This is a genomic window from Pontibacter sp. GD7 (assembly GCF_058216375.1).
This window is the reverse complement of sequence record NZ_JBYZMP010000020.1, coordinates 17,052-40,476: the sequence shown is the minus strand read 5'-3', so window position 1 is coordinate 40,476 and position 23,425 is coordinate 17,052. Positions and strand designations below refer to the sequence as shown.

General features: G+C 45.6%; 19 protein-coding genes and 2 tRNA genes. 10 read left to right on the top strand and 11 right to left on the bottom strand.

The window, feature by feature from the left end; genetic code table 11:
• Positions 1 to 804: 804 nt before the first annotated feature.
• Positions 805 to 878: transfer RNA gene (locus tag AC4BAP_RS19240), tRNA-Asp, on the bottom strand.
• 60 nt (positions 879 to 938) lie between these two features.
• Positions 939 to 1,012: transfer RNA gene (locus AC4BAP_RS19235), tRNA-Asp, on the bottom strand.
• A 222-nt stretch (positions 1,013 to 1,234) separates the two neighbouring features.
• Here AC4BAP_RS19235 and AC4BAP_RS19230 point away from each other — a divergent pair.
• The 6 genes from AC4BAP_RS19230 (at position 1,235) to AC4BAP_RS19205 (ending at position 6,049) form a co-directional block, all read left to right on the top strand.
• Positions 1,235 to 2,185, top strand: coding sequence for an acetyl-CoA carboxylase carboxyltransferase subunit alpha (locus AC4BAP_RS19230; RefSeq protein WP_490584307.1), 951 nt, complete (start codon positions 1,235 to 1,237; stop codon positions 2,183 to 2,185).
• 320 nt (positions 2,186 to 2,505) lie between these two features.
• On the top strand, positions 2,506 to 3,348 hold the full coding sequence (locus AC4BAP_RS19225) for an MBL fold metallo-hydrolase (protein ID WP_490584306.1): 843 nt from the start codon (positions 2,506 to 2,508) through the stop codon (positions 3,346 to 3,348).
• Position 3,349: 1 nt separating this feature from the next.
• Positions 3,350 to 4,117 (top strand): patatin-like phospholipase family protein, encoded by a 768-nt coding sequence (locus AC4BAP_RS19220; RefSeq protein ID WP_490584305.1) that lies wholly within the window; start codon positions 3,350 to 3,352, stop codon positions 4,115 to 4,117.
• Between the two features lie 108 nt (positions 4,118 to 4,225).
• Complete coding sequence (locus tag AC4BAP_RS19215) at positions 4,226 to 4,849, top strand: hypothetical protein (RefSeq protein ID WP_490584304.1); 624 nt, start codon at positions 4,226 to 4,228, stop codon at positions 4,847 to 4,849.
• 80 nt (positions 4,850 to 4,929) lie between these two features.
• Positions 4,930 to 5,481 (top strand): 1-acyl-sn-glycerol-3-phosphate acyltransferase, encoded by a 552-nt coding sequence (locus AC4BAP_RS19210; RefSeq protein ID WP_490584303.1) that lies wholly within the window; start codon positions 4,930 to 4,932, stop codon positions 5,479 to 5,481.
• A gap of 223 nt (positions 5,482 to 5,704) precedes the next feature.
• Positions 5,705 to 6,049, top strand: coding sequence for an MmcQ/YjbR family DNA-binding protein (locus AC4BAP_RS19205; RefSeq protein ID WP_490584302.1), 345 nt, complete (start codon positions 5,705 to 5,707; stop codon positions 6,047 to 6,049).
• Between the two features lie 967 nt (positions 6,050 to 7,016).
• Here AC4BAP_RS19205 and smc read toward each other — a convergent pair.
• A complete protein-coding gene (gene smc / locus AC4BAP_RS19200; RefSeq protein ID WP_490584301.1) occupies positions 7,017 to 10,553 on the bottom strand; it encodes a chromosome segregation protein SMC in 3,537 nt (1,178 codons plus the stop codon).
• 192 nt (positions 10,554 to 10,745) lie between these two features.
• Between smc and AC4BAP_RS19195 the strand changes: the two genes are divergently transcribed.
• Positions 10,746 to 11,252, top strand: coding sequence for a hypothetical protein (locus AC4BAP_RS19195; RefSeq protein ID WP_490584300.1), 507 nt, complete (start codon positions 10,746 to 10,748; stop codon positions 11,250 to 11,252).
• 472 nt (positions 11,253 to 11,724) lie between these two features.
• On the opposite strand, the gene AC4BAP_RS19190 is transcribed toward AC4BAP_RS19195, so the two are convergent.
• The 4 genes from AC4BAP_RS19190 to pckA all read right to left on the bottom strand — a co-directional run bounded on the left by AC4BAP_RS19190 (position 11,725) and on the right by pckA (position 15,939).
• Positions 11,725 to 12,606, bottom strand: a complete 882-nt coding sequence (locus AC4BAP_RS19190; protein WP_490584299.1) for an FkbM family methyltransferase — start codon at positions 12,604 to 12,606, stop codon at positions 11,725 to 11,727.
• A gap of 101 nt (positions 12,607 to 12,707) precedes the next feature.
• The gene (locus AC4BAP_RS19185; RefSeq protein ID WP_490584308.1) at positions 12,708 to 13,382 is read right to left on the bottom strand and encodes a DUF4159 domain-containing protein; all 675 of its coding nucleotides are present in this window, start codon (positions 13,380 to 13,382) and stop codon (positions 12,708 to 12,710) included.
• A gap of 33 nt (positions 13,383 to 13,415) precedes the next feature.
• Positions 13,416 to 14,180, bottom strand: a complete 765-nt coding sequence (locus AC4BAP_RS19180) for a 16S rRNA (uracil(1498)-N(3))-methyltransferase (RefSeq protein WP_490584298.1) — start codon at positions 14,178 to 14,180, stop codon at positions 13,416 to 13,418.
• Between the two features lie 148 nt (positions 14,181 to 14,328).
• On the bottom strand, positions 14,329 to 15,939 hold the full coding sequence (gene pckA / locus AC4BAP_RS19175) for a phosphoenolpyruvate carboxykinase (ATP) (RefSeq protein ID WP_490584297.1): 1,611 nt from the start codon (positions 15,937 to 15,939) through the stop codon (positions 14,329 to 14,331).
• Positions 15,940 to 16,159: 220 nt separating this feature from the next.
• Here pckA and AC4BAP_RS19170 point away from each other — a divergent pair, with 220 nt between their 5' ends.
• From AC4BAP_RS19170 to AC4BAP_RS19160, 3 genes are all read left to right on the top strand, one after another.
• The gene (locus AC4BAP_RS19170) at positions 16,160 to 17,734 is read left to right on the top strand and encodes a peptide MFS transporter (protein ID WP_490584296.1); all 1,575 of its coding nucleotides are present in this window, start codon (positions 16,160 to 16,162) and stop codon (positions 17,732 to 17,734) included.
• 201 nt (positions 17,735 to 17,935) lie between these two features.
• Positions 17,936 to 18,550: a hypothetical protein gene (locus AC4BAP_RS19165; RefSeq protein WP_490584295.1), complete on the top strand. Its 615-nt coding sequence runs from the start codon at positions 17,936 to 17,938 to the stop codon at positions 18,548 to 18,550.
• Between the two features lie 97 nt (positions 18,551 to 18,647).
• Positions 18,648 to 19,298 carry a hypothetical protein gene (locus AC4BAP_RS19160; RefSeq protein WP_490584294.1) on the top strand — a complete coding sequence of 217 codons (651 nt, stop codon included), beginning with the start codon at positions 18,648 to 18,650 and terminating at the stop codon, positions 19,296 to 19,298.
• A gap of 79 nt (positions 19,299 to 19,377) precedes the next feature.
• Here the strand turns inward: AC4BAP_RS19160 and groL are convergent, their stop codons facing one another.
• The 4 genes from groL to AC4BAP_RS19140 form a co-directional block, all read right to left on the bottom strand.
• Complete coding sequence (groL, locus tag AC4BAP_RS19155; RefSeq protein WP_490584293.1) at positions 19,378 to 21,018, bottom strand: chaperonin GroEL; 1,641 nt, start codon at positions 21,016 to 21,018, stop codon at positions 19,378 to 19,380.
• Positions 21,019 to 21,060: 42 nt separating this feature from the next.
• Entirely contained in the window at positions 21,061 to 21,351 is a 291-nt protein-coding gene (groES, locus tag AC4BAP_RS19150; protein WP_340408461.1) for a co-chaperone GroES, read from the bottom strand.
• 397 nt (positions 21,352 to 21,748) lie between these two features.
• Positions 21,749 to 22,135, bottom strand: coding sequence for a preprotein translocase subunit SecG (secG, locus tag AC4BAP_RS19145; RefSeq protein ID WP_490584292.1), 387 nt, complete (start codon positions 22,133 to 22,135; stop codon positions 21,749 to 21,751).
• A 1-nt stretch (position 22,136) separates the two neighbouring features.
• Positions 22,137 to 23,390, bottom strand: a complete 1,254-nt coding sequence (locus AC4BAP_RS19140; RefSeq protein WP_490584291.1) for a DUF8458 domain-containing protein — start codon at positions 23,388 to 23,390, stop codon at positions 22,137 to 22,139.
• Between the last annotated feature and the right edge of the window lie 35 nt (positions 23,391 to 23,425).

Here is a 23,425-nt window from a genome sequence, read left to right as displayed (position 1 = left end):
ACAGAGGAACTGGACACTGAAATAATAAAGCAGATTGTGCTAATATGTGGCGGCAACCCAGCTAAAATGGAAAAACTAGTCACCTAAGTAAGGTTTCGAACAGTAGTGGCCCCTACCCCCAGGATGGACAGGATTACTTCTACTTGAGTATTATTTTTATGGGGCTATAGACTAAAGTTTAGATGATGCAGTTGGAGGAGATAACATATAAAATTATTGGTAGTGCGATGCAGGTGCACAGCACGCTTGGCAATGGCTTGTCCAGAGGAGGGATGCTCGTGCATCTAATTCCCCTCTAGAGTAGGGATATTAAGTACTTTAAATACTATGAAGCTGTTTAGAGTTTTAATTAAGAAGTATGACCTCGCCATGGTTGGTGTTTTTCACCAACAATTAAAAGACGTTGGCTACTATACTTGCTGGTGAAACACGCAGCAAGGGCAGACAGAGTAGATTTTAATAAATTCAAAACAGGCTCTATATTAAAACCATAAGCAGTCATGCTCTTAGCCTGCATTTTGGCCCTCTGGCCCAGTTGAGTCGGAGACTCAACATTCACTTATAGACACGAATCTGGAGATTCGCGCCAGAAATTAGTAGAATGAAACGGCCCTTAGCGCAGGGTTGTGTTAACACCTGGCTGGTTTATCTTATATCGCACTCCTAAATCCTATAAATACACTCAAGTAGAAGTAATCCTGTCCATCCTGGGGGGAGGGGCCCTCTTTAAGAATCCTGCAAATCCTGATTCAGACAAAAACAAAAAAAGCCTGAAGAAATAAATCCTCAGGCTCTTTGAGAGAGCGGTCTGGACGGGACTCGAACCCGCGACCTCCGCCGTGACAGGGCGGCATTCTAACCAACTGAACTACCAGACCAATACTTTGAAATGTGTAGAGCCTTTTGCTCTTACTATTTAACCGCAGGGGTTTAATCTGCGGTCTGGACGGGACTCGAACCCGCGACCTCCGCCGTGACAGGGCGGCATTCTAACCAACTGAACTACCAGACCTTTTGTCTTTTCTTTAACTTCGTCCGTTAAAGTGATACAAAAGTATAGCGTTAATTTTGATTGTGCAAGTGTTAAGCATCTTTTTAACGCTATATTTTTAACGTTTTTTTGTAAAGGCTTCATTTTCAATAAAATTATTTTTTGGCCTATGCATAAATTTGATGTTTCGTTACCATGATATGGGTAAACTGTTAAATTTGTAGTTGTAAACAGCGAGAGAATATGCTTTTAGATTTCGAACAGCCAATTGCCGCCTTAGAGAATAAACTGCAGGAGATGAAAAAACTGGCCGATGAGAGCCAGGTTGATGTATCGGAAGCAGTAAAGGCGCTTGAAGAGAAAATCAAGAACCTTAAAAAGGAAACGTATGCCAATCTGACCCGCTGGCAGCGCGTACAATTGTCGCGCCACCCGGACAGGCCTTATACTTTAGACTATATTAACGGTATTTCCAGCAAGTTTGTGGAACTGCACGGCGACCGCACTGTAAGCGACGACAAAGCCATGGTGGGTGGCTTTGGAGAGGTTAACGGTAGAAGCGTGATGTTTATTGGTCAGCAAAAGGGACGTAATACAAAACAGCGCCAGATGCGCAACTTTGGCATGGCCAACCCGGAAGGATACCGCAAGGCGCTACGTCTGATGAAAATGGCCGAGAAGTTCGGTAAGCCTATCGTAACCTTTATTGATACACCAGGTGCTTTCCCAGGCCTTGAGGCAGAGGAGCGGGGACAAGGTGAAGCCATTGCCCGCAACCTGAAAGAGATGTTCATGCTGAAGGTGCCGGTGATCTGCATTATAATAGGAGAGGGTGCATCTGGTGGCGCGCTGGGCATTGCCATCGGTGACCGTGTGATGATGCTGGAGAATACCTGGTATTCGGTTATTTCGCCAGAGTCGTGCTCGTCTATACTTTGGAGAAGCTGGAACTACAAAGAGCAGGCTGCTGAGGCCCTTAAGCTAACCGCTACTGACATGCTGCAGCACAACCTGATCGATGGTATTATAAAAGAGCCGCTTGGAGGTGCACATACAGAGCCAGAGAAGATGATGCAGACGCTCAAGAAAGAGATCGTCAAAATGCTGGATGAACTAGAGGCGGTTGATGCTGAGGAACGTATTATGCAACGCATTGAGAAATTCTCTAATATGGGAGTGGTGTTGGAAAGTTAGAAAGTTAAAAAGGCATAAAGTTAGAGAGGTAGTAAAGTATAAATTGCTTTGCTGCCTCTTTTTGTTTTAGTACATTTAGCTGGTAAGCAGGAGGTGAAGAACACTAATATCAACTTTTCATTTGTCACCTCGACAGAATGGAGAGATCTGGAATATTTCGGGATCTTGATTTGATTACAGATTTATCCCGGAGTTCGAAATGACAGCTTGATGTTTAGTAAGGGTTTACCGCAGTAATGTTACTAAATCTATCATTAACAAAAACAACTAAGCAAAAAGTATAAAGTACAACTCACAAACTCTCTAACCAAAATAACTCTATGAAGCTATACGTAATTGACACAGGTTTTTTTAAGTTGGATGGCGGGGCAATGTTTGGCGTTGTGCCTAAAACACTTTGGCAACGCACGAACCCTGCCGATGAGAATAATCTTTGTACCTGGGCCATGCGCTGTTTGCTTATTGAAGACGGAAATAAGCTGATCCTGATAGACAATGGGATAGGAGACAAGCAGGACGCCAAGTTTTTCAGTCACTACTACCTGCACGGTGATGCTACGCTTGCATCTTCCCTCAAAAAAGCTGGCTTTACGCATGAAGACATTACGGACGTTTTCCTGACACACCTGCATTTTGATCATTGTGGGGGTGGGGTAAAGTATAAAAACGCAGATGGTGCCCTGGAGCTTACATTTCCGAATGCTACCTACTGGTCTAATAGGGACCATTGGTACTGGGCAACAAACCCGAATGCACGCGAAAAAGCTTCTTTCCTGAAGGAGAACATACTGCCTATGCAGGAGAGTGGCCATCTGAATTTTACGGAGCCTGACAACGGTTCACCTTTCGACCAGTTTGATATCTTTTACGCAGATGGTCATACCGACAAGATGATGCTCCCAATCATTAATTATAAAGGACGTAAGGTTGTGTTTATGGCTGACCTTTTACCATCAACTGGTCATATTCCGTTGCCTTATGTAATGGGGTACGACACGCGCCCTTTGATCACGCTGGAAGAAAAAGCAGCTTTCCTGAATATGGCTGCCGCAGAAGAGATGGTGCTATTCTTTGAGCATGATGCTGTGCATGAGTGTTGCACCGTGCAGCATACCGACAAGGGTATCAGGCTGAAAGATACGTTTTCCCTAAACGAACTGTAGCATGCGGGTTGGGCTGGCCCTTTCGGGTGGTGGTGCAAGAGGCATAGCGCACCTGGGTGTACTCAAGGCTTTCGACGAAATGGGCATTCCCATCAGTATTATTTCGGGGGTAAGTTCGGGTGCCATTGCGGGTGTGCTCTACGCTGCCGGCTACACTCCCGACCAGATACTGAAACTGATCAAGGAGCTGAGCATTTTCAAGATCGTAAGGCCAGCGTTTGGGAAGGCTGGTTTCATGCACCTGGAAGAGGTGGAGAAATTATACATCAGGCACCTGGGACCAGACATCAGGTTTGAAGACCTCAGGCTGCCGGTTGTTGTAAGTGCTACCGAAATGAACGAAGGGGTTACGGCATACTTTTCATCCGGCGAGTTGATAAAGCCATTGCTGGCTTCGTCGGCTGTGCCTATACTTTATCATCCTATTCAGTTTAACGGGAAGCTGTTAAACGATGGAGGGCTGCTAAACAACATGCCTGTTGAGCCACTGCATACGAACTGTGATATTAAAATTGCGGTACACGTTAACCCGATCAATCATCAGGCGCAGATCACCACGCTCAGATCCATGGTGGAGCGGACATTGCTGCTGGGGATAAACAACAATGTGAAGCTGCGCATGCACTTATGCGACTTGCTAATTGAGCCTCCGGAACTGAAATACTACAGGCTTACCAACTTCAGAAAAGCAGATGAACTCTTTAGGATCGGGTATGAGTATACTTTAAAACTGGAGCGGAACATTAAGCAATTGATGAATAAACATTAGTGCTTAAACATAATATTCAAGTTAAAACATATTTTTATGGAATATATTCAACTTTATAAAGGTAAAATTACGTAGAATAGGGGTAGTATGTCCTAAAACCCTTATACTATGCGTAAAATTTTATTACTGCTCTTTTTTCTTCCCTTCATTTCCATAGCACAAGAAAACGAAAGCTTTTTAATAAAAGCAAAAGTAAAACAGGGCTCAATTTTATTGGGTGGCACCCTTAATGCATCTGCCTATAAAACCACCGATCAGATCTCTGCGGCGCCCCAAACCCTGAATGGCACCAATATCAATGTAATCTTAAATGCCAAGAACGGTTACTTCGTCAGACATGACTGGGTAGTGGGGCTGGTGATGACATTGGATTATGGTAGTCAGAAGATTGAGACGGACGAGATGGAACTTCCTGACAACCGTACCTTTATGCTGCTTGGGCCATTTACGAGGTATTACCTGGATAACGGCATTTTTGGTGAAATATCAATTGCGCCCGGCCTTCTTAATTTTTCAAAAAGCGATAAATTTAACTTACTAGAAGGAACTGTTGGTGTTGGTTACGCATACTTTTTCAACGAAAAGTTTTCAATAGAACCTACGCTTAGCGTCCGGTATTTTCAGCAGGTGCTGCGGGATAGAAAGTATACTTCTATCGGGCCTTTGATCGGGGTGGGGATTCAGGCTTATTTATTGCGTAAAAAAGCCCACGTAATCAAAAGGGCTTTGTAAGTATGGTAAATTGTATGTAATTATGCGTTTTGTCGCTCAATGGCTGTACCTTTGCCCGGGCAAAACACTCAAATATTTACATGCTAGGAAAATTACTCTCTAAACTGCTCTTTAAAGTTGCCGGCTGGAAACTTAATGGTACTTTAGCCCCTGAACTTCGCAGGTGCGTAATGGTGGCTGCACCACACACCAGTAACTGGGACTTTATATTTGCCCGCGCCGCTTTTTACCTCATGGATGCCCCCATTCGTTTTACCATCAAAAAAGAGTTCATGGGCTTTCCGTTCGGTGGTATTCTAAAAGCCATGGGTGCCTTGCCTATTGATCGATCCAAAAATACCAAAATGGTGGACGCCATGATACGGATATTTGAGGAAACACCCGGTGATATGTGCGTGCTTGTAACTCCGGAAGGTACGCGTAAATACCAGCCCCGCTGGAGGCGCGGTTTCTACTATGTTGCACTGGGAGCAGGTGTTCCTATTGTACTTGGTTACCTGGATTACGCGAAAAAAGAGGCTGGCGTTGGTCCTGCGTTTATACCTACCGGCGACGTAGAGGCTGACATTGAAGCGATCATGGATTTTTACAGAACTAAAACTGCCAAATACCCTGAGTTGGGGGTTAGGTAGGGTGTAATGTGGTAATGAGTTAATTACCAGTGCCCTTGTCTATTGTTTTGTTATAAAAGTATGAACCTGCCACAGTTGGTGTTTTCACCAATAATTGAAAAGCATTAGCATTTTATACTTGCAGTTGAAGACCTGCATAAAGGTTAGCCGAGTAGGATTAAACAATCATTAAACAGACTCATACTATACGATTGACACACTACAAAATCAGCATACTTAAGAGATGAATATTGAGGAGCTACGTGATCTTTGTCTGAGCCTAAAAGGGACTACTGAGGACATAAAATGGGGAGCTGACCTATGCTTTTTGGTAGGCGCTAAAATGTTCTGTGTTACAAGTATAGATCCACCACATGCTGTATCGTTTAAAGTGCTGGATGAGCAGTTTGATAAGCTGGTATCGATGCCGGGTATCGTACCTGCGCCATACATGGCTCGTAACAAATGGGTTAGTGTACAGGAGTGGGGTATTTTAAGTGATTCTGAGTGGAAATCTTATGTTAAGCAGTCTTATGAACTGGTTAAGGCTAAGTTGCCAAAGAAAGTGCTAAAGGAGATAGAAGGATAAGACTTTTTATACTTTTGTAATCTTGGCAAGACCACCCATCCATTCTAAAAAAATTAAAACTCGTAGGAACAGTCCACGACACAATTTCGTCAATTTAAGAATTATATAAAGCTAATTCTAAACTCCTTGTCCACGCTTTTTGCTCTTCGGGATTTGTAATCCGACTTAACTCCTCGAAGCAATGCTAAAGCGAAACTGATGATAAAGTGGATTATAAATCCTGACATTAGTTTGCTTTCGGATTGCAATTCCGAAAGAGCTGCTGCCTTAAATCTCAGGCATTGGGTCAAACCTCTTCTTTATCCCCTCCTTGTCAAAGGCTTCTGTTAAGACACAAGTATAACATACTCTGTATACCGCGAGTTTTCAACTCGTGGTTGTCCATGTGGGCAAGCTTTCAGCTTGCGTGAGTCGCTTTTTATACTTTGCATACCTACGCAAGCTGAAAGCTTGCCATATAATTAGCCACGAGTTGAAAACTCGCGGCAGAAATAACAGCGAAAGTAAATTTGTGTCGTAAGCGTAGCCTTTGACAAGTAGGGGTTAAGGCAGGGCCGTTTCATTCTAATAAAATACCTGCTTTGGTTGTAAGTTGTCTTGAACTCAAAGCGCTTATTTGGCTTTCCAAGCCAGTTGAGTCGGAGACTCAACATTATCTGTTAGTCACGAATCTGGATATTCGCGCCAGAAAATAGTAGAATGAAACGGCCCTGGGGATTAAGTGGGGGCCAGGCAGTGTAAATTCCCCTCTGGGGGTAGGGGCCCTCTTCAAAGAGAGGGGTAGGGGTGTGTCAATCGTATCTGGAAAAAAAAGTCCCAGCAATTTACTTAACTCAAGTTGCGATATATAAATCAAGCAGGTGTAAACACACCCACTAATTCAGAAAACTCTGATCCAAACACATTAACAAAAAAAGAGGGAGCCACAAAACTTGCGGTTCCCTCTTTTGATCTTTTAGTATGCAGGTTACGCGATCTGGCGCAGATCTACTGGTATTACTCTGGAAATACCGGCCTCTATCATGGTAATGCCATACATTACGTCGGTAGAGGCCATGGTGCGCTTGTTGTGCGTAACCACTATAAACTGCGAGTCGCCTGAGAACTTGCGGATAATGTTATTGAACTTGTCAATGTTGGCATCATCCAAAGGCGCGTCAACCTCATCGAAGATACAGAACGGTGCTGGCTTAAGAAGGTAGATCGCAAACAGAAGCGATATAGCCGTAAGCGTTTTCTCACCACCCGAAAGCTGATTGATCGTGAGCGGACGTTTGCCTTTTGGCTGAGCCATGATCTCGATCTTAGACTCAAGCGGGTTTTTCGGGTCAGAAACTACCAGGTCGCAGTTGTCTTCTTCGGTAAACAGGCTGCGGAACACATTCTTGAAGTTCTCTTTGATCTGCTCAAACGACTCCATGAATTTCTCCTTCGCCACCGTGTCTATCTCATTAATGGTATCGATGAGGGTGTTCTTGGCATTTACCAGGTCGTCGCGTTGCTCAGTGATGAACTTATTGCGCTCTTCGATCTCAGCGTAAGCCTCCGCTGCCATGGCATTTACCGGTCCCATTTTGTCTAAAGCAGACTTAACAGAAGCAATGTGCCCGTTTAGTTCATCGTCCGTTAACGGAATCAACTCATCTGTCTCTGGTGGGGCAGCGGCAAATTCTTCTGTGGAGATGTTAAACTCGGCAGCCAGGCGTTCCTGAATAGACACCAGTTTTATTTTGGTATCGTTCATGGTCTGTTGCATGCGCATTAACAGCTCATCGGAGTTTTGGCGTCTGCGCTGTAGGTCACGGATGGTTTTTTCTTTCTCATCCAGCTCACCACGCAGGCTGAAATACTTCTTCTCAATTTCTTCCAGCTGCTGCCCAAACTCATAGCGTGCCTCGGTCATCGTCTGCACAATGGCCTCGTTCTCCTCCATAAAGGCTGTAGATTCTACAGTTTCTTCTTCGGCTCTGGCAAGCTCGCTTTTTAAATTATTGATGCGCTCCTGGTTTGTCTCGACAGACTTTTGCTTGTAACCGATTTCCTGTTGTAAGGAGTTAAACCTGTTCTTAAGCTGGTGGAACTGTATATTTTCCTGGTTATAGCTTCCAGAAATAACCGTGATCTGCTCCTGATGTTGTTCCAGTTGCTGGGCAAAACGGGCAATCTCTTCTTCCAGTTGCTTTAGCTCCTGCATGTCGGCCTCGGCCTGCGGAGATACCTCCAGGCTTTGCTCGCGCAATTCGGCAAGTCGCTCATGCAATTCGTCACGCTTCTGATCGAAATTCTTCAGGTTTTGCTGGTACTGCTCATACTTGATGCGCACCGTAAGCAGGTCTTGCTGCATTTTGGCAATATCTTTCTCCAGTTGCCTGATGGTTTCTTTCTTAGACTCGTTGCGATGATTCTGCAGGATCTGGTTTTGCGTATTGATGCGGCTTTGCAGCAACTCTACTTGTTCCTGTAGGGCAGCAACTTCTGTTTCCAGCTTCTCCAGGTTCTGCTTGCGACCCAGGCGGTTACCATCAAATACACCAACCGAACCTCCGGACAGACTCAAAGGCTTCCGGATCGCGCTGCCATCCTTTAGTATAATAGTCTTGTAATCGCTGCCGTAAAGCTCATCTTCAGAGTCGTCGCTGATGTACACGTTTCGCAGCATATACTTCATCAGGCTGCTATACTTTTTATCAGCGGTAACCACCTCGTAGGCTGCCTTAAGTTTACCTTCGCTAAAGGTAGCAGTTGGCTCCAGTTCCTCTATCTCAGAAAGTATAATGAAATTTGCGCGGCCTTTGTTTTCGGTTTTAAGAAGGTTTACAGCCTCAATGGCATCCTGCAGCTCATCCACTACAAAGTAGTTCATGTATTGCTCCAGGTAACTCTCAATAAGAGGTTTATACTCAGGCTCACACGCAAGTATATCGGACAGGAGAGGGGCTGGTTTGGCCCAGCTGTCAGACTTGCTCAGGAACTTGATCGCCTCCGGGAAACCTTCCATGTTCTCTACCAGCGATTTGGTGAGGTTGTACTGGTTTTGCCTTGAGTCCAGGGTTCTGTTAAGCTCAACGAGCTCATTCTTCAGCGCCTCAATGGTGTTTTCTGTTGTTTCTATCTGCTGGGACAGCGTTTCCTCATGGGCTTGCAGCCTTACCAGTTCCGAAGTATTCTCTTCCAGTACCTGTTGTGCATCCTGCAGCTGTTCCTGAAGTAAGCGGCCATCTTCATCAGCATTCAACTGCTGACTCTGAAGGCGTTCCAGTTCCTGGTTGATATTCTGTATCTGGACCTGACCAATCTCCAGTGACTTGCTGAGCTGGTATACTTCGTTTTGCTTGTTCTTATGCTTTTGTACAAGTGCCTGATAGGATTCCTGCAATTCTGTTTTTTGCTCGTTGGCTTCCTGCAACTGCTCTTTTACGGCTGCCATTTGCTCTTCCGAGTCTGCGTACATTTCCTGCACTTCCAGTAACTCATCCCTCAACTCCAGGATGCTTTGCTGGGTATGTTCCAGGTTAGCTGAGTCTTGGCCAATTTGCTGGCGCAGTTGCTGCATGCGCTCTTTCAGGAAATTGCTACGCTCTGCCTTCAGCTTAATGTCGTTTTCCAGCTGGCGCAGCTTTGCCGTTTGCATCTGCATGGTTTTCTGGCTTTCGACCAGCTCCTGCTGCGTTCGGTTCAGCTCTTCTTTCTGGTCTGCAATGGCGTCTTCAGCCTCTGTTACGGCCATTACATAGCCTTCTTTCAGCTCGGTTTCATTTTGCACGTCCTGCTGCAGGCGCTCCAGGGTGTTTTGGTATTGCGAGATGTTGCGACGTGCATATTCAAGGCTATGTTTCTTGTAGTCTTCCTTTAACTGGAAATACTTAATGGCTTGTCTGGCTTGCCTTTCCAGTGTTTTCATATTCTTCCCGATCTCGAATAGAACATCCTCCACACGTTCCAGGTCGGCGTCCGTTTCCTCCAGTTTTTTAAGCGTTTGCTTTTTACGCACCCTGAATTTGGAGATACCGGCAGCCTCCTCAAATAACAGGCGGCGGGAGTTCTCCTTGTCGTTCAGGATCTCATCCACCATCTTCAATTCTATAATGGCATAGCTGTCGGAGCCGATACCTGTGTCTAGGAACAACTCATTGATATCCTTTAAGCGGCAGGTAACTCCATTGAGCATGTACTCGCTGTCGCCGTTTCGGAAATACTTTCGGGTTACGGTTACTTGTGAATACTCTGTTGGCAGTATGCCACGGTTATTGTCGAAGGTGATGGATACCTCCGCCATCTGAGTTGGCTTGCGGGTTTTAGAGCCGTTAAAGATCACGTTTTCCATCTTGTCGGAGCGGAGGTTACGTGTTTTCTGCTCACCCAGTACCCAGCGTATGGCATCTACGATATTAGACTTGCCGCAGCCGTTCGGACCTACAATGCCGGTGATCCCGTTGTCGAAATTGATCACAACACGGTCACCGAAACTCTTGAATCCCTTAATTTCTAATCTTGATACTTGCATTCGCGTTCGCGGAATCTCTTCTGTTCTAACTTCAAAAGTAAGGTAATTTTCTTAATTAACGGTTCCATTTTATCATTTGAAGTATAAAAATAAGGCGTGTTTACACGCTGACCCCAACTTTAATAAGCAATGTTTGCAGTTTTTAATTCACGTATAAAAGTATATATTTGATAAAGCTACCAGCACAGCATCATGGATGATATTCAGTTTATACTTTACATACTAGCCGCCGTGGCATATTTCCTTTTTATGCAGTGGCGTAAGGCATTCCAGCCCCCGAATGAGCGGGAGGATGAAGAACAGCGGCAGCCTAACCATCCGAGACAGCCCCAAAGGCCTGCCACCTCTTTTGAGGATATTCTGCGTGAGTTGCAACCCAAAGCTGAAAAAGCCAAGGCTGAGTATGAAACTGCAAAGGAGAAGGTAAAGGAAACCTTACCGCCGGTTATAATTGCCGAGGAGGTTGCCCCAAAGTATAAAAGTTATGAGAATACAGCCCCGAAGATCCTGTCGTGGGAGAAGAAATTAGAGGCAAAGGAAGCACAGAAACGTGCCCAGGAAAGACGCCAGCCTGTTTTTACAGCCTACGCACAGGAGCAGCATGTGCCAGAAAGCCGTTATGCCAGAATGCTGCGTAACCCTGCTACGGTTAAAGACGCCTTTATACTTAGCGAGATCTTTAGGAGGAAGTATAACTAAATCAGGTTGTTATGTATGATAAACCAGGCAGGTGTAGAAACACACCCTGCGCCCCTCTCAAGAGCAGGGCCGTTTCATTCTAAATATTTGCACCTTGGCTTTTAATATAGTAAGGTATCAATTCTCCCCTTGAGGGGAGTTAGCTTTTTACGAAAGGCCCTTCCAACTGGCTTTACACCCCTGTAGAGCATTGCTCGCAACTCTAAAGCTCACGCTTTAGGTTGTCCTCAAGGGGACAATTTTTCTTAGAATGAAACGACCCTGCTCTTGAGGGGGGCACAGGGGTGTTTCTACACCTGCCTGGATAGATCGCAACTTGAGTTAACAACCGTGATCCGATTTGCCTTCCTTAAAGGATTAAACTGTTAGTTGTTGAGTCCTTAATGGGGAGTTCAGGTAATTGGCGAAAATGATTTAAGAAGTTCTCAGAGCCTCATTGGCACAATATTGCTCGCTTTTTTGATACGTCTTACTACTGGCTTTGCTTTGTTGCTCTAAGCAAGCCTCGGCGGAAGTATGGCGGTTTTAGAGGCTCGTAATGAGGAAACAGCATGTAGCCATTCGTGAACGAGGTTGAGAAGCCATACTTCTGTAGCACAGCGTTCAGCTCCACTTCATCTTTTTGTTTATGGTAAGTGGTGATGGCGATCTTCAGGTTTTTGTTAGCAGATAAGATGGAGCTGCTGCCTTGAAGGAAGTCTGACTCTGCGCCTTCAATATCCGCCTTTATAAAATCCACGCTGCTTTTATTTTGGAAAAACTGATCCAGCGAAACGTGTTCCTCGTCGTTAAAATTGCTGACAAACCGGTTAATTATCTCAACCTTGTTTCTCCATGGTTTAAAGGTCGCCTCTAAGGCTTCAATCCATTCTGTGTCCGTTTCGAAGAGATAAAGCTTTTCTGCCTTTTCAATTATACTTAGGGCGAAGTTGCCTTCGGCAGCACCGGCATCAACTACAACATCCCCGTGGTTTACTGTAAAACTATCCGTAAGGTACCTGTGTGGTGAAAGTGGGTCTTGTTCCAGCAAAAGGAAATTATAGTTACGCCTGATCTTACGCGCACTCCAGTTTCTCTTAAAGTATAGTCTTTTACCATCATGCAGCACGTATTTCAAGCCTGTAACCTCATCAGTATGTACCGCTACCCGGTTCCTTTTATACTTTTTGATAAAGTTATGAGGGAAAACATGCAGTTTGTGATCAGACAGAAATTCGAGTGCTTCCTTTTTATGGGGATCTATATCCTGTGCTGGGATACTTTTGTAATAGGAGAGGATTTCACGTCTTAGTTTCTTTTTAGGCCTGCTTTCAAACAGTAATGTTATACCTGACCAGATAGCATGTAAAAGCATTAGCAGAATATTAAGTTTGGAAACCTAATATAGCGAATTATGTTTGCAGTGCTATGGTTTTTGAGTGTTTTGTATAAAGCGATAACAGGCTACTGAGTAATTTACTGCAGTCCGTCGCCGTGCGTTATGGCATACGTTATGATATTGGCCCCCATGCGCAGGGCCTGCTGGCGTATATGTTCCGGGTCGTTGTGCACTTCCTGGTCCTCCCAGCCATTGCCCAGGTCGGTTTCGTAAGTATAAAAGCATACTAACCGGCCTTTATGGATTATCCCGAAGCCTTGAGGTGGTTTGTTGTCGTGCTCATGTATTTTTGGCAAGCCACTCGTAAAGTTAAATTTCTGCCTGTAGATCGGATGGTCATAGGGTAACTCCACAAACTCATACTCCGGAAACACCTTCTTCATCTCTTTCCGAATGTATTTATCAAGACCATAGTTATCGTCGATGTGCAGGAAACCACCGCTTAACAGGTACTTACGCAGGTTTTGCGCCTCCGCCTCCGAAAAAACAACATTGCCGTGGCCCGTCATGTGCACGAACGGGTATCCGAAAAGCTCTGGACTGCCCACTTCCACCACAGCCTCTTCCGGGGCAATGTTCATGTTCAGGTTCTGATTGCAAAACCTGATAAGGTTTGGGAGGGAGGTCTTGTTCGCATACCAGTCGCCGCCACCATTATACTTCAGCTTCGCTATCCTGAAGCTGTGCATCTGGGCTATGGCGGTACTCCAGCAAAAAAGTATGGCTACAAGTATAAGTATGTGTTTTTTCAGCATGAGGCAGTAGGAGTAGTGTGTCTGTTTATACTATAACGGCGCAAAAAGGTCGTGCAGTACATTTAACGAATGGCAAGCCACCAAGGCTGCCGTTTCGGTACGCAATCTGCTCTTGCCCAAAGTAACAGGCTTTATACCAGCATCATACGCGGCCTTTATCTCTTCCGGTGAAAAATCTCCTTCCGGCCCAATTAGTATACAATGTGGCTGTCCGAATACGTAATGGTCTTTTATACTTCTAGTGGCATCATCCTCCAGGTGGGCTATAAAGGTAGAGCCAGGCAGTGTTCTTTTTATAAACTTGTGATAGGGGGTAAGGTCGTTCAGTAAAGGCAAATACCCCTTCTGTGACTGCTTCATGGCACTCACGGCTATTTTCTCAAGCCTGTCTAAGCGCAGTTGCCTACGCTCAGAATGCTCACAAAGCAGAAACGTGATCTCACTTACACCAATCTCAACCGCTTTCTCAACAAACCACTCGATCCTGTCGATGTTTTTGGTAGGCGCTACGGCGATGTGCGAGTAGTATGGCAGTTTCCCATACTCTATTTGTTTGTCTATTACCTGCAGCTTGCATTTTTTATTATTCGCATCCTGGATAATGGCCGTGTACAAACCGCCGACACCATCCACCAGGTAAACCGTATCGCCGTGGTGCAAACGCAAAACACGTGTGCAGTGCTTCGATTCCTCTTCTGTGAGCGTGTAAGTATCGTTTGATATGTCTGGGGTATAGAATAAATGCACTTTAAGGTATGGTTTAATTGTTGTGCTGTAGAAGTGTATGTTTCGCAAATGTATTTAAGTTAAGGCAGTACATTCAGTCATATTTACTGCCGGCCCTATCAATATACGAAAGTATTGGATCACATGGTAATGCTCAAAGAAAAAGCCTCTCTGCGCAAGGCAAAGAGGCTTTTTGTAATTAGATCTGCAGAGCAACTTAAGCCGTTACTTCTACATTCGGAGCACCTGCCAGGATTTCGTCGTTTGCATAGTCTGCATACTTCTGGAAGTTTTTCACGAATTTGGAAGCAAGGTCTGTTGCCTTTGCATCATACTCTTCTTTATTGGCCCATGTGTTGCGAGGGTTCAGGATCTCGTCTGGCACATTAGGGCAAGTGTTTGGCATCTCAACACCGAAGATCGGATGCTTGGTATACTTCACGTTGTCAAGCTCTCCGTTCAGGGCAGCCGTGATCATGGCACGCGTGTAAGGCAGCTTCATACGAGAGCCTACACCATAAGGACCACCTGTCCAGCCAGTGTTTACCAGCCACACGTTCACGTTATTCTCTTCCATTTTCTTGCCCAGCATTTCGGCATACTTGGTTGGGTGCAACGGTAAGAAAGCCGCGCCAAAGCAGGCAGAGAATGTTGTCTGAGGCTCAGTTACGCCAACCTCAGTACCGGCCACCTTTGCAGTATAACCTGAAATGAAGTGGTACATAGCCTGGCTGGAGTTCAGCTTAGAGATCGGAGGCAATACACCGAAAGCATCTGCCGTCAGGAAGAAGATATTCTTAGGGATATCGGCTCTAGATGGCTCGATGGCATTATCGATGTGGTAGATAGGGTAGGCCGTACGTGTGTTCTCTGTTACGGAGTTGTTTGTGTAATCTACAGTGCGCGTGCCCTCTACAAAGCGGGTGTTCTCCACAATAGCGCCAAACTTAATGGCATCCCAGATCTGTGGCTCTTTCTCGCGTGTAAGGTCGATAACCTTGGCATAGCAGCCGCCTTCAAAGTTAAACACGCTGTCTGCTGTCCAGCCGTGCTCGTCGTCACCGATCAGGCCACGGTTAGGGTCTGCAGAAAGTGTGGTTTTGCCTGTGCCTGAAAGGCCGAAGAAAATGGCGGTGTCGCCGTCTTTGCCTACGTTGGCAGAGCAGTGCATAGACAACGTGTTACGCTCCTGAGGCAGGATGTAGTTTAGTACACCGAAGATACCTTTCTTCATTTCGCCGGCATAGCCTGTGCCGCCGATCAGGATCATGTTTTTAGTGAAGTTGATGATAGCGAAGTTTGACTGGCGTGTGCCGTCTACTTCAGGGTCAGCCTCAAACTCAGGCGCACAGATAATTGTGAACTCCGGGTTGTGGTTGTCTATCTCTTCGTTGGTAAGGCGCAGGAACATGTTGTTGCAGAAAAGGTTCTGCCATGCCTGTGTGTTCACGATGCGCAGGTTAAGACGGTAGTCAGGGTGTGCACCTGCATAGGCGTCGCGCACATAAAGCTTTTTGTCTTTCAGGAACTGCACCATCTTATCGTGCAGCTGATCGAATTTTTCAGGGTCGAAAGCAATGTTTATATCACCCCACCAAACAGTATCCTCTGTTTTAGCGTCTTTTACTACAAAACGGTCTTTAGGTGAACGACCGGTAAACTTGCCTGTGTCGCACATTAACGCGCCGGTGTCCGTTAACACACCTTCGCCATTTTTAACTGCCTCTTCCACAAGCTCTGCAGGGGCAAGGTTCCAAAGCACCTCTTTCGCCTCCTTAATTCCAAGATAATCCAGACCAACCTTAGATTTATATCCAGTTTCTTTCATTTGATTTTTTTGGGGTTTTGATTTTAAACGGTTTGGTTCACAACTACAGTACAAAAGTATAAAAAAATGTTAATCCTTAATATTGTGCAATACAATTATTGCCGGGTCTTTATTCAATGTTATGGTGAAGCGTAAAATATTTGCCGATGTGCTTTTAAACTGATATATTTACCTTCTGTGTAAACTCAACATTATTAAAACAACTATCTAAATCACATCTATGTCTTTAAGAGAGCATACCGTCACCGATAAAATAACGGAGCATGCAGCTCCGATTGGTGCTGACCCAACAGGGCCTGAAATGTTTGGACATCCGAAAGGACTGTTCTATCTGTTCTTCGCAGAATTATGGGAGCGCTTCAGCTTCTATGGTATGCGTGCCTTGTTGGTATTATACATGGTTAACGACCTTTTATTTAGTGACAGTGTCGCATTTGGTATTTACGCAGCTTATGGTGCCTTAGTTTATGCCACTCCGGTAATTGGTGGTATGGTGGCCGATAAGCTGTTAGGTTACCGTAAGGCCATTATGCTGGGTGCCGTGCTTATGGCGATCGGTCACTTTGCGCTTGCTGTAGAGCACCCTGTGTTCTTTTATGGCGCTCTGGCCCTCCTGATTGCGGGTAACGGTTTCTTTAAGCCAAATATTTCAACGCTGGTTGGTACGCTTTACAAGCAGGGCGATGCCAGACGCGATGCCGGCTTCACTATCTTTTACATGGGCATTAACATCGGCGCCATGCTGGCTCCGCTTGTTTGCGGTTGGTTAGGCTATACTTATGGCTGGCACTACGGCTTCGGCGCTGCCGGTGTAGGTATGGTAATTGGCCTGCTGATGTTCTGGAACGGTGCCCGCAGCGGCGTTTTCGGGGACAATGGCTTGCCGCCAAACCCTGTGGCTCTTAAAGAGCGCGTAGCCGGTATACCTAAGGGGGCATGGGTAACTATACTTTCTGTACTTTCCCTGCCGATCTTCGGCATCCTGCTTTTCAACGGTATTCTGGAGCTGCCTGGCATAGGGTCTACAAACTTTGACGGTCACCTGATCGACTACGCCATGTATTATGTGCTGTTGCCTATAATTGCACTGGTTCTGATCTATAACCTCGTTAAAGTAGACAAAGTAGAGCGTGAGCGCCTGATCGTAGTTATCCTGCTTACGTTCTTTATCACGGTTTTCTGGTCTTTCTTCGAGCAGGCTGGTTCTTCGCTTACATTATTTGCCGAGCGTAACGTAAACCTGACATTCATGAATGCGGCACAGACAAACTCGATCAACCCGTTCTTTATCGTGTTGTTTGCGCTTCCGTTCTCAGCTATGTGGCTGTTCTTCTCCAGAAAAGGAATTAACCCTTTCACGCCGGTTAAGTTTGCATTGGGCATTGCGCAGTTAGGTTTAGGCTTCCTGGTGTTTGCCTGGAGCGCCAACTTCGCTGATGCTGATGGCCGTGTTTCTATCTGGTTCCTGATCCTGGGTTACCTGTTCATCACAACCGGTGAGTTGTTCATTTCGCCGGTGGGCCTTTCTAAGGTGACAGAGTTGTCTCCTAAGAAGATCGTAGCCTTTATCATGGGTATCTGGTTCCTTTCATCTTCATTTGCACACCACATTGCAGGTATCATCGCCAAGTTAACATCTGTTAGCGGCAGCGGCGAGGCAGAGGTGTCAGGCATGGAGTCGCTTTTAGTATACACCGGTGTATTTGAGCAGATCGCCTATGTGGCATTCGGATTCGCTGTTTTAGCTTTATTGCTGACTCCGTTAATGCGTAAGTGGATGCACGGTATTCACTAATAACGCCGAAGAGATGTAGTTTGAAAGTATAGTTTAGCTACTCTCTTTTACATAAAAAATTTAAGCCCCGGATGAAAGTCCGGGGCTTTTTTTGCACAATAAATTTTGTAGTTTTGCTATACTTAGCCTTCTCCATAAAACTATGAATTAACCAGTTAGTAACTTAAGTTTTTGCCTATTTCATAGTTTTACCCTTTTACCATGTTTACTTATTTCAGGAAGAGTGGCCGCTTAATGGCTTCGCTTTCGCTTTTTGCTTTTCTTGCTGCCTGTCAATCGCTGTCAGAAGCAACCGATATTTCAGAGATTGAAGCCACACCAGAGCCGGTTGCTGTAGTTTATGTTATCCCGAAAGGCGCCCACGCTTCGTCTAACAGCAGTTTTAAGTTGGTAAATACCCAAAAACTGCGCTTCGAAGTTACCTTCGACAGTTCGGCTGTTTATACTTCCGCTAAACCCGAAAACCAGTTCGATATAAACAAGCTTTACGGCCTGTCCGACTGTTCCACCCACCACCAGGTAAACAGTGCCCGCTTTGGCTGGCGATGGAACAGCAACAGGTTGGAGCTGCATGCTTATACTTACCAGGGTGGCAGCCGAAAGTCCGAGTTTCTAGCATTGGCAGCACTAGGCAAGCCCTTGGTTTGTGAGCTTCTGCTGGAGAATGGCAAGTATACGTTTAAAGCAGGGGAGAAGCAGGTTACCTTACCCAGGGGTTGCAATGGCAACACAGACGCCTACCAGCTGTACCCATACTTTGGCGGCGACGAAGTGGCACCACACGATATCCGAATTAGTATAAGAGAACTGTTGTAATTAAATGGTATAATTCCGTAAATAAATTGCCGTAAAATTATGTAGGCTCGTATAGTGATATGTTGTAAAGGAAGTCACCTCCAAATCTATCACACATATGAGAACTAATCTATACTATTGTAAAGCCCTGTTGCTGTGCGGGGCATTGTTTATACTTGCCTCTTGTGAGAAGCATGAGCAACAAGAGTTGGCACCTGCAACAAAACAGACAAAAGAAGAAGCATTAACCGCATCAGGGTCGCAGGAGGCTAAGCGCAAAAACACAAGCTATACTACCTATGTTATCAAGAAAGGACAGCACAGCACCAGCAGTCCGTTTAAAAGCCTTCGCACTAATTCAATGGTTTTCGAGGCTGTATTTGATAACTCTGCCATCTACACAAGTATCAACCCGGATAACCAACTGGACATAAACAAACTCTATGGCATGGCCGATTGTGGCAGTACCCACCACACAAACAGTGCGCGCTTTGGCTGGCGGTGGTACAATAACAGCTTACAGGTTTTAGCCTATGTGTATGCGAATGGTGTGCGTTATTCCAAACTGATGACTACAGTGGATTTAAATAAAGCCTATAAGTATGAATTGCTATTGAGTGGCAACCAGTATATTTTTACTGTGAATGGGGTTACGGTAAGTATGCCAAGGGCCTGCAGTAATACTGGTTCAGGCTACCAGTTATACCCATACTTTGGAGGCGATGAAGTAGCGCCACATGACATTACGATAAAAATAAAAGATCTATAGCGCAGGTATAAGCTAAAAGCAAAAGCCCTTGCACCGTATGGTACAAGGGCTTTACTTATTTATAGTATGGGATATCTGATTACATCATGCCGCCCATGCCGCCCATGCCACCTGGCATGCCGCCGCCCATTGGAGCAGCTTCCTCAGAAGGCTCCTCAGACACTACACACTCTGTAGTAAGAAGCAAGCCAGAGATAGAAGCAGCGTTCTCAAGAGCAAGACGCGTTACCTTAGTTGGGTCGATGATACCAGCTGCAAACATGTTCTCATACTTGTCTTCGCGGGCATTGTAACCATAGTCAGACTTGCCTTCGCGTACAGCCTGAACCACTACAGAACCTTCGCCACCAGCATTGGCAACAATTGTTCTAAGCGGAGCCTCCAGTGCAGTTTTGATGATCTGTACACCTGTCTGCTGGTCTGCGTTGTCAACGTCAACGTTGTTAAGCGCTTCGATAGCACGGATAAGGGCAACGCCACCACCAGCTACGATACCTTCCTCAACAGCAGCGCGAGTTGCGTGTAATGCGTCATCTACACGGTCTTTCTTCTCTTTCATCTCAACTTCAGTAGAAGCACCGATGTAAAGAATAGCCACACCGCCAGAAAGCTTCGCTAAACGCTCCTGAAGCTTCTCTTTGTCATAGTCAGATGTTGTAGTTTCCATCTGCGCTTTGATCTGGTTTACGCGAGCTACGATGTCATCTTTAGAGCCAGCACCGTTCACGATGGTAGTGTTGTCTTTGTCGATGATCACTTTCTCAGCCTGACCTAGGTAGTCAAGGTTAGCGTTTTCCAGTTTGTAACCGCGCTCTTCTGAGATCACAGTACCGCCAGTCAGGATAGCGATATCCTCCAGCATTGCTTTTCTTCTGTCGCCGAAGCCAGGAGCCTTCACAGCTGCAATCTTCAGGGAGCCACGCAGTTTGTTTACTACAAGTGTAGCAAGCGCCTCGCCGTCTACGTCCTCAGCTACAATCACTAAGCCTTTACCAGTCTGAACAACTTGCTCAAGCACAGGAAGAAGCTCCTTCATGGTAGAAACCTTCTTGTCGTAGATCAGGATGTAAGGGTTGTCGAATTCAGCTTCCATTTTCTCCGCGTTAGTAACGAAGTATGGAGACAGGTAACCACGGTCAAACTGCATACCTTCTACAGTCTTCACCTCAGTCTCAGTGCCTTTTGCCTCTTCAACAGTGATTACACCGTCTTTACCAACTTTGTCCATTGCGTCAGCGATCATTTTACCGATCTCAGCATCGTTGTTGGCAGAGATTGTACCTACCTGAGAGATCTCAGAAGAGTTCTCGATCTTCTTAGACTGAGCACGCAGGTTCTCAACAACAACGTGAACCGCCTTGTCGATACCACGCTTCAGGTCCATTGGGTTGGCACCAGCGGCTACGTTCTTGATACCGGCAGTATAGATAGCCTGTGCAAGTACAGTGGCAGTAGTAGTACCGTCACCAGCCTGGTCAGCAGTTTTAGAGGCAACCTCTTTCACCAGCTGGGCACCCATGTTCTCGATAGCGTCTTTCAGCTCGATCTCTTTCGCAACAGAAACACCGTCTTTTGTGATAGTAGGGGCACCGAACTTCTTGTCGATGATAACATTGCGGCCTTTAGGGCCTAACGTAACTTTTACAGCATTTGCCAGTTTGTCAACGCCAGACTTGATCTTGTGACGAGCGTCGGCATCAAATGTGATGTTTTTAGCCATAGTTATATCTAGTTAGATAATATATTTAAAATGGATTTAGAATTAAAGTACCGCCAGAATATCAGACTCGCGCATGATCAGGTAATCGCTACCGTCTACTGATATCTCAGTACCTGCGTACTTGCCATACAACACCTGGTCGCCAACTTTAACCTGCGGCTTCATTAAAGAACCTTGCTCAGATACTTTACCCTCGCCAACGGCTACTACCTCACCACGCTGCGGCTTCTCTTTAGCAGTATCAGGAATGATGATACCAGACTTTGTTTTTTCCTCTGCTGCAGCAGGAGCAACAATTACTCTGTCTGCTAATGGTTTAATGCTGATTGACATAGTTTGTTATGTTATTTAGTTTTTATGGTTTAAAGTTTTGATTTATAACCGGTGGAGTACTATCATTTCCTGTGCCAATGCCTTAATACTGCCATTTCAGGCCATATTTTCAGTTTTTGTGGCTGTCATTTCTGACAGTAAGGGAAAATTTGGCAGACTTTGGGAACTTTTTTGCGAACCAGGCTGACAGAGATTGCTTTTAGATGGCGGTGCAACGGCATTAGCATACGGGATATCAGCCGTTAAGTTCAGGAAGTATAAAGTATGGCCACAGAAAAAAACTGACAGGCCTACGTGGTGCGACCTACCCCGGATGGTAGTACACTAATTGCAAATGGTATAAAAAAGCAAAGCCGGCTCAATCAGCCGGCTTTGTATATGCTGGAATAGCTTTTTTCTATTCAGTTGCAGTGTCGATCATGGCTGGTATCTCAGCGGCACCAGGTATAGCGGCTGTTGTATCAGCAGATGTGCCTGGCAGCGTAGATGGCGTAGCCGGCATGTTAGACTGACGTGCACGCTCTTCGTTGATGCTTCTGATTGAGTCTCCTTCGTTTGCAGAGCCAACCATCATGTGTGTACCCAGTGTTAGAACCACAAGTGCTATGGCAAAGCCCCAGGTTAGTTTCTCCAGCAGGTCTCCGGTGCGCTTTACACCCATTAGCTGGCTGGTGCTACCGCCAAACTGGCTTGAAAGTCCGCCTCCTTTAGGATTCTGAGCCAACACAACCAAAATAAGCAGCACGCAAATGAATACAATAATACTGATAAGGGCGATGTACATATTAGCTTACGTTTTGTAATTTTTCTATCTGTTCAGCAAAGTAACTCTTTTTTTCCGGATTTTTCAAAATGAGTTGCTCATATATTTTAATGGCTTTTTTGATCTTGCCTTGTTTTATGAAGATGTTGGCAAGGCTTTCGGAGGCCATTCCTTTCTTTATCTTGGTACTCTTCAGCGACAGATCCTCCTGAGGCTCAGGCTTAAGTTTGATGTTGTTCATGGTCTTCAGCTTCGGATTAAGCTTCAGAAACTGATCTATCAGGTCTTGTTGCTGGCTAAGGTCAGGCTGCGATATTTGCGCTGTTTTCTCAAGCTCATGCGTCTTGCTGTACTCCAGTATAAGCTCCGGGTGGAAGCCAATAGGGCGCTGTCGGGTATACTCGTCCTTCACTTGCAGCACTTCACCCATGCGGCTGGAGCACATCCAGTAACCCAGGGCATCGTCGGCATACAGGCGCTCAATCTCATCTAACGTATAGTTGATCTCTGCCTCCGCAGCATCCTCATCAGGCGTGTCGGTTTCCAGTTCTGTTTCAGCATTCCTGATGACAGCTGGCTCGTCCTGCAGAACCTCAAGCGCTTCTTCGGTTTCGGGAAAGTGGTTTGAAACAGCCGTTTCAGTTTCTTCGGCATTTTGCTCGGCAATCGGATCCGGGTCGGGTCTTTGGGCCAGCAAATCTGTAAAAGAAGAACTAAGGCTGTTTATTGTAAGCAACATTGCAAGCTCCGAATCTATACTTTGCTGCGCTTCGTCCTGAGGTTCCGGTGCCTGTTCTTCAGCCAGCACAGGTTCAGCTACTGGCTCCGCTTCAATTTCAACGGTCTCAAGGGTTACTGCTTCTTCCGGAATTTCTTCTGCAGCCACCTCTTCCAGAAACGGAGTTGATTCAGGGGTTTCAGTCACCTGCTCTGGTATTACTTCATCCTGTATAGTGGCCGGTATTGTTTGTTCGGTCAGGGCAGGAGGGCTCTGTGCTTCTACTTCAGCAGGCTTTGTTTCTTCAAATACTGGCTCTGCCGCCGTGGAAGTATAAATAATACGTTTTAAAAGCTGTCGATCAGTGGCGTAGGAGGATGCTTTGCGCAAACGCTGCGTGGAAAGCATACTTCCTTTGTCGTAGGCAGATTTGGCTAGGAGTAAATGGGCAGTCTGGCAATAGGGAAAAGTGGCGGCCACCTTCTCCAGCTCTTCTGTTTGCTGGTCGGAGATGTTCGCTACCTGTTTTATCAGTTTAAGAAAAGCTGATTTGTTCATTTAATGTTAGTGATACTTTATGTGATAGTATGCAA

Excerpts from the sequence above, each read along its gene's own strand:
- AC4BAP_RS19160 (WP_490584294.1), top strand. The coding sequence starts at position 18,648 with ATGAGAACTAATCTATACTATTGTAAAGCCCTGTTGCTGTGCGGGGCA.
- groL (WP_490584293.1), bottom strand. The coding sequence starts at position 21,018 with ATGGCTAAAAACATCACATTTGATGCCGACGCTCGTCACAAGATCAAG.
- pckA (WP_490584297.1), bottom strand. The coding sequence starts at position 15,939 with ATGAAAGAAACTGGATATAAATCTAAGGTTGGTCTGGATTATCTTGGA.
- AC4BAP_RS19210 (WP_490584303.1), top strand. The coding sequence starts at position 4,930 with ATGCTAGGAAAATTACTCTCTAAACTGCTCTTTAAAGTTGCCGGCTGG.
- AC4BAP_RS19205 (WP_490584302.1), top strand. The coding sequence starts at position 5,705 with ATGAATATTGAGGAGCTACGTGATCTTTGTCTGAGCCTAAAAGGGACT.
- secG (WP_490584292.1), bottom strand. The coding sequence starts at position 22,135 with ATGTACATCGCCCTTATCAGTATTATTGTATTCATTTGCGTGCTGCTT.
- AC4BAP_RS19170 (WP_490584296.1), top strand. The coding sequence starts at position 16,160 with ATGTCTTTAAGAGAGCATACCGTCACCGATAAAATAACGGAGCATGCA.
- AC4BAP_RS19190 (WP_490584299.1), bottom strand. The coding sequence starts at position 12,606 with ATGCTTTTACATGCTATCTGGTCAGGTATAACATTACTGTTTGAAAGC.
- AC4BAP_RS19225 (WP_490584306.1), top strand. The coding sequence starts at position 2,506 with ATGAAGCTATACGTAATTGACACAGGTTTTTTTAAGTTGGATGGCGGG.
- groES (WP_340408461.1), bottom strand. The coding sequence starts at position 21,351 with ATGTCAATCAGCATTAAACCATTAGCAGACAGAGTAATTGTTGCTCCT.
- AC4BAP_RS19215 (WP_490584304.1), top strand. The coding sequence starts at position 4,226 with ATGCGTAAAATTTTATTACTGCTCTTTTTTCTTCCCTTCATTTCCATA.
- AC4BAP_RS19165 (WP_490584295.1), top strand. The coding sequence starts at position 17,936 with ATGTTTACTTATTTCAGGAAGAGTGGCCGCTTAATGGCTTCGCTTTCG.
- AC4BAP_RS19220 (WP_490584305.1), top strand. The coding sequence starts at position 3,350 with ATGCGGGTTGGGCTGGCCCTTTCGGGTGGTGGTGCAAGAGGCATAGCG.
- AC4BAP_RS19195 (WP_490584300.1), top strand. The coding sequence starts at position 10,746 with ATGGATGATATTCAGTTTATACTTTACATACTAGCCGCCGTGGCATAT.
- smc (WP_490584301.1), bottom strand. The coding sequence starts at position 10,553 with ATGCAAGTATCAAGATTAGAAATTAAGGGATTCAAGAGTTTCGGTGAC.
- AC4BAP_RS19140 (WP_490584291.1), bottom strand. The coding sequence starts at position 23,390 with ATGAACAAATCAGCTTTTCTTAAACTGATAAAACAGGTAGCGAACATC.
- AC4BAP_RS19230 (WP_490584307.1), top strand. The coding sequence starts at position 1,235 with ATGCTTTTAGATTTCGAACAGCCAATTGCCGCCTTAGAGAATAAACTG.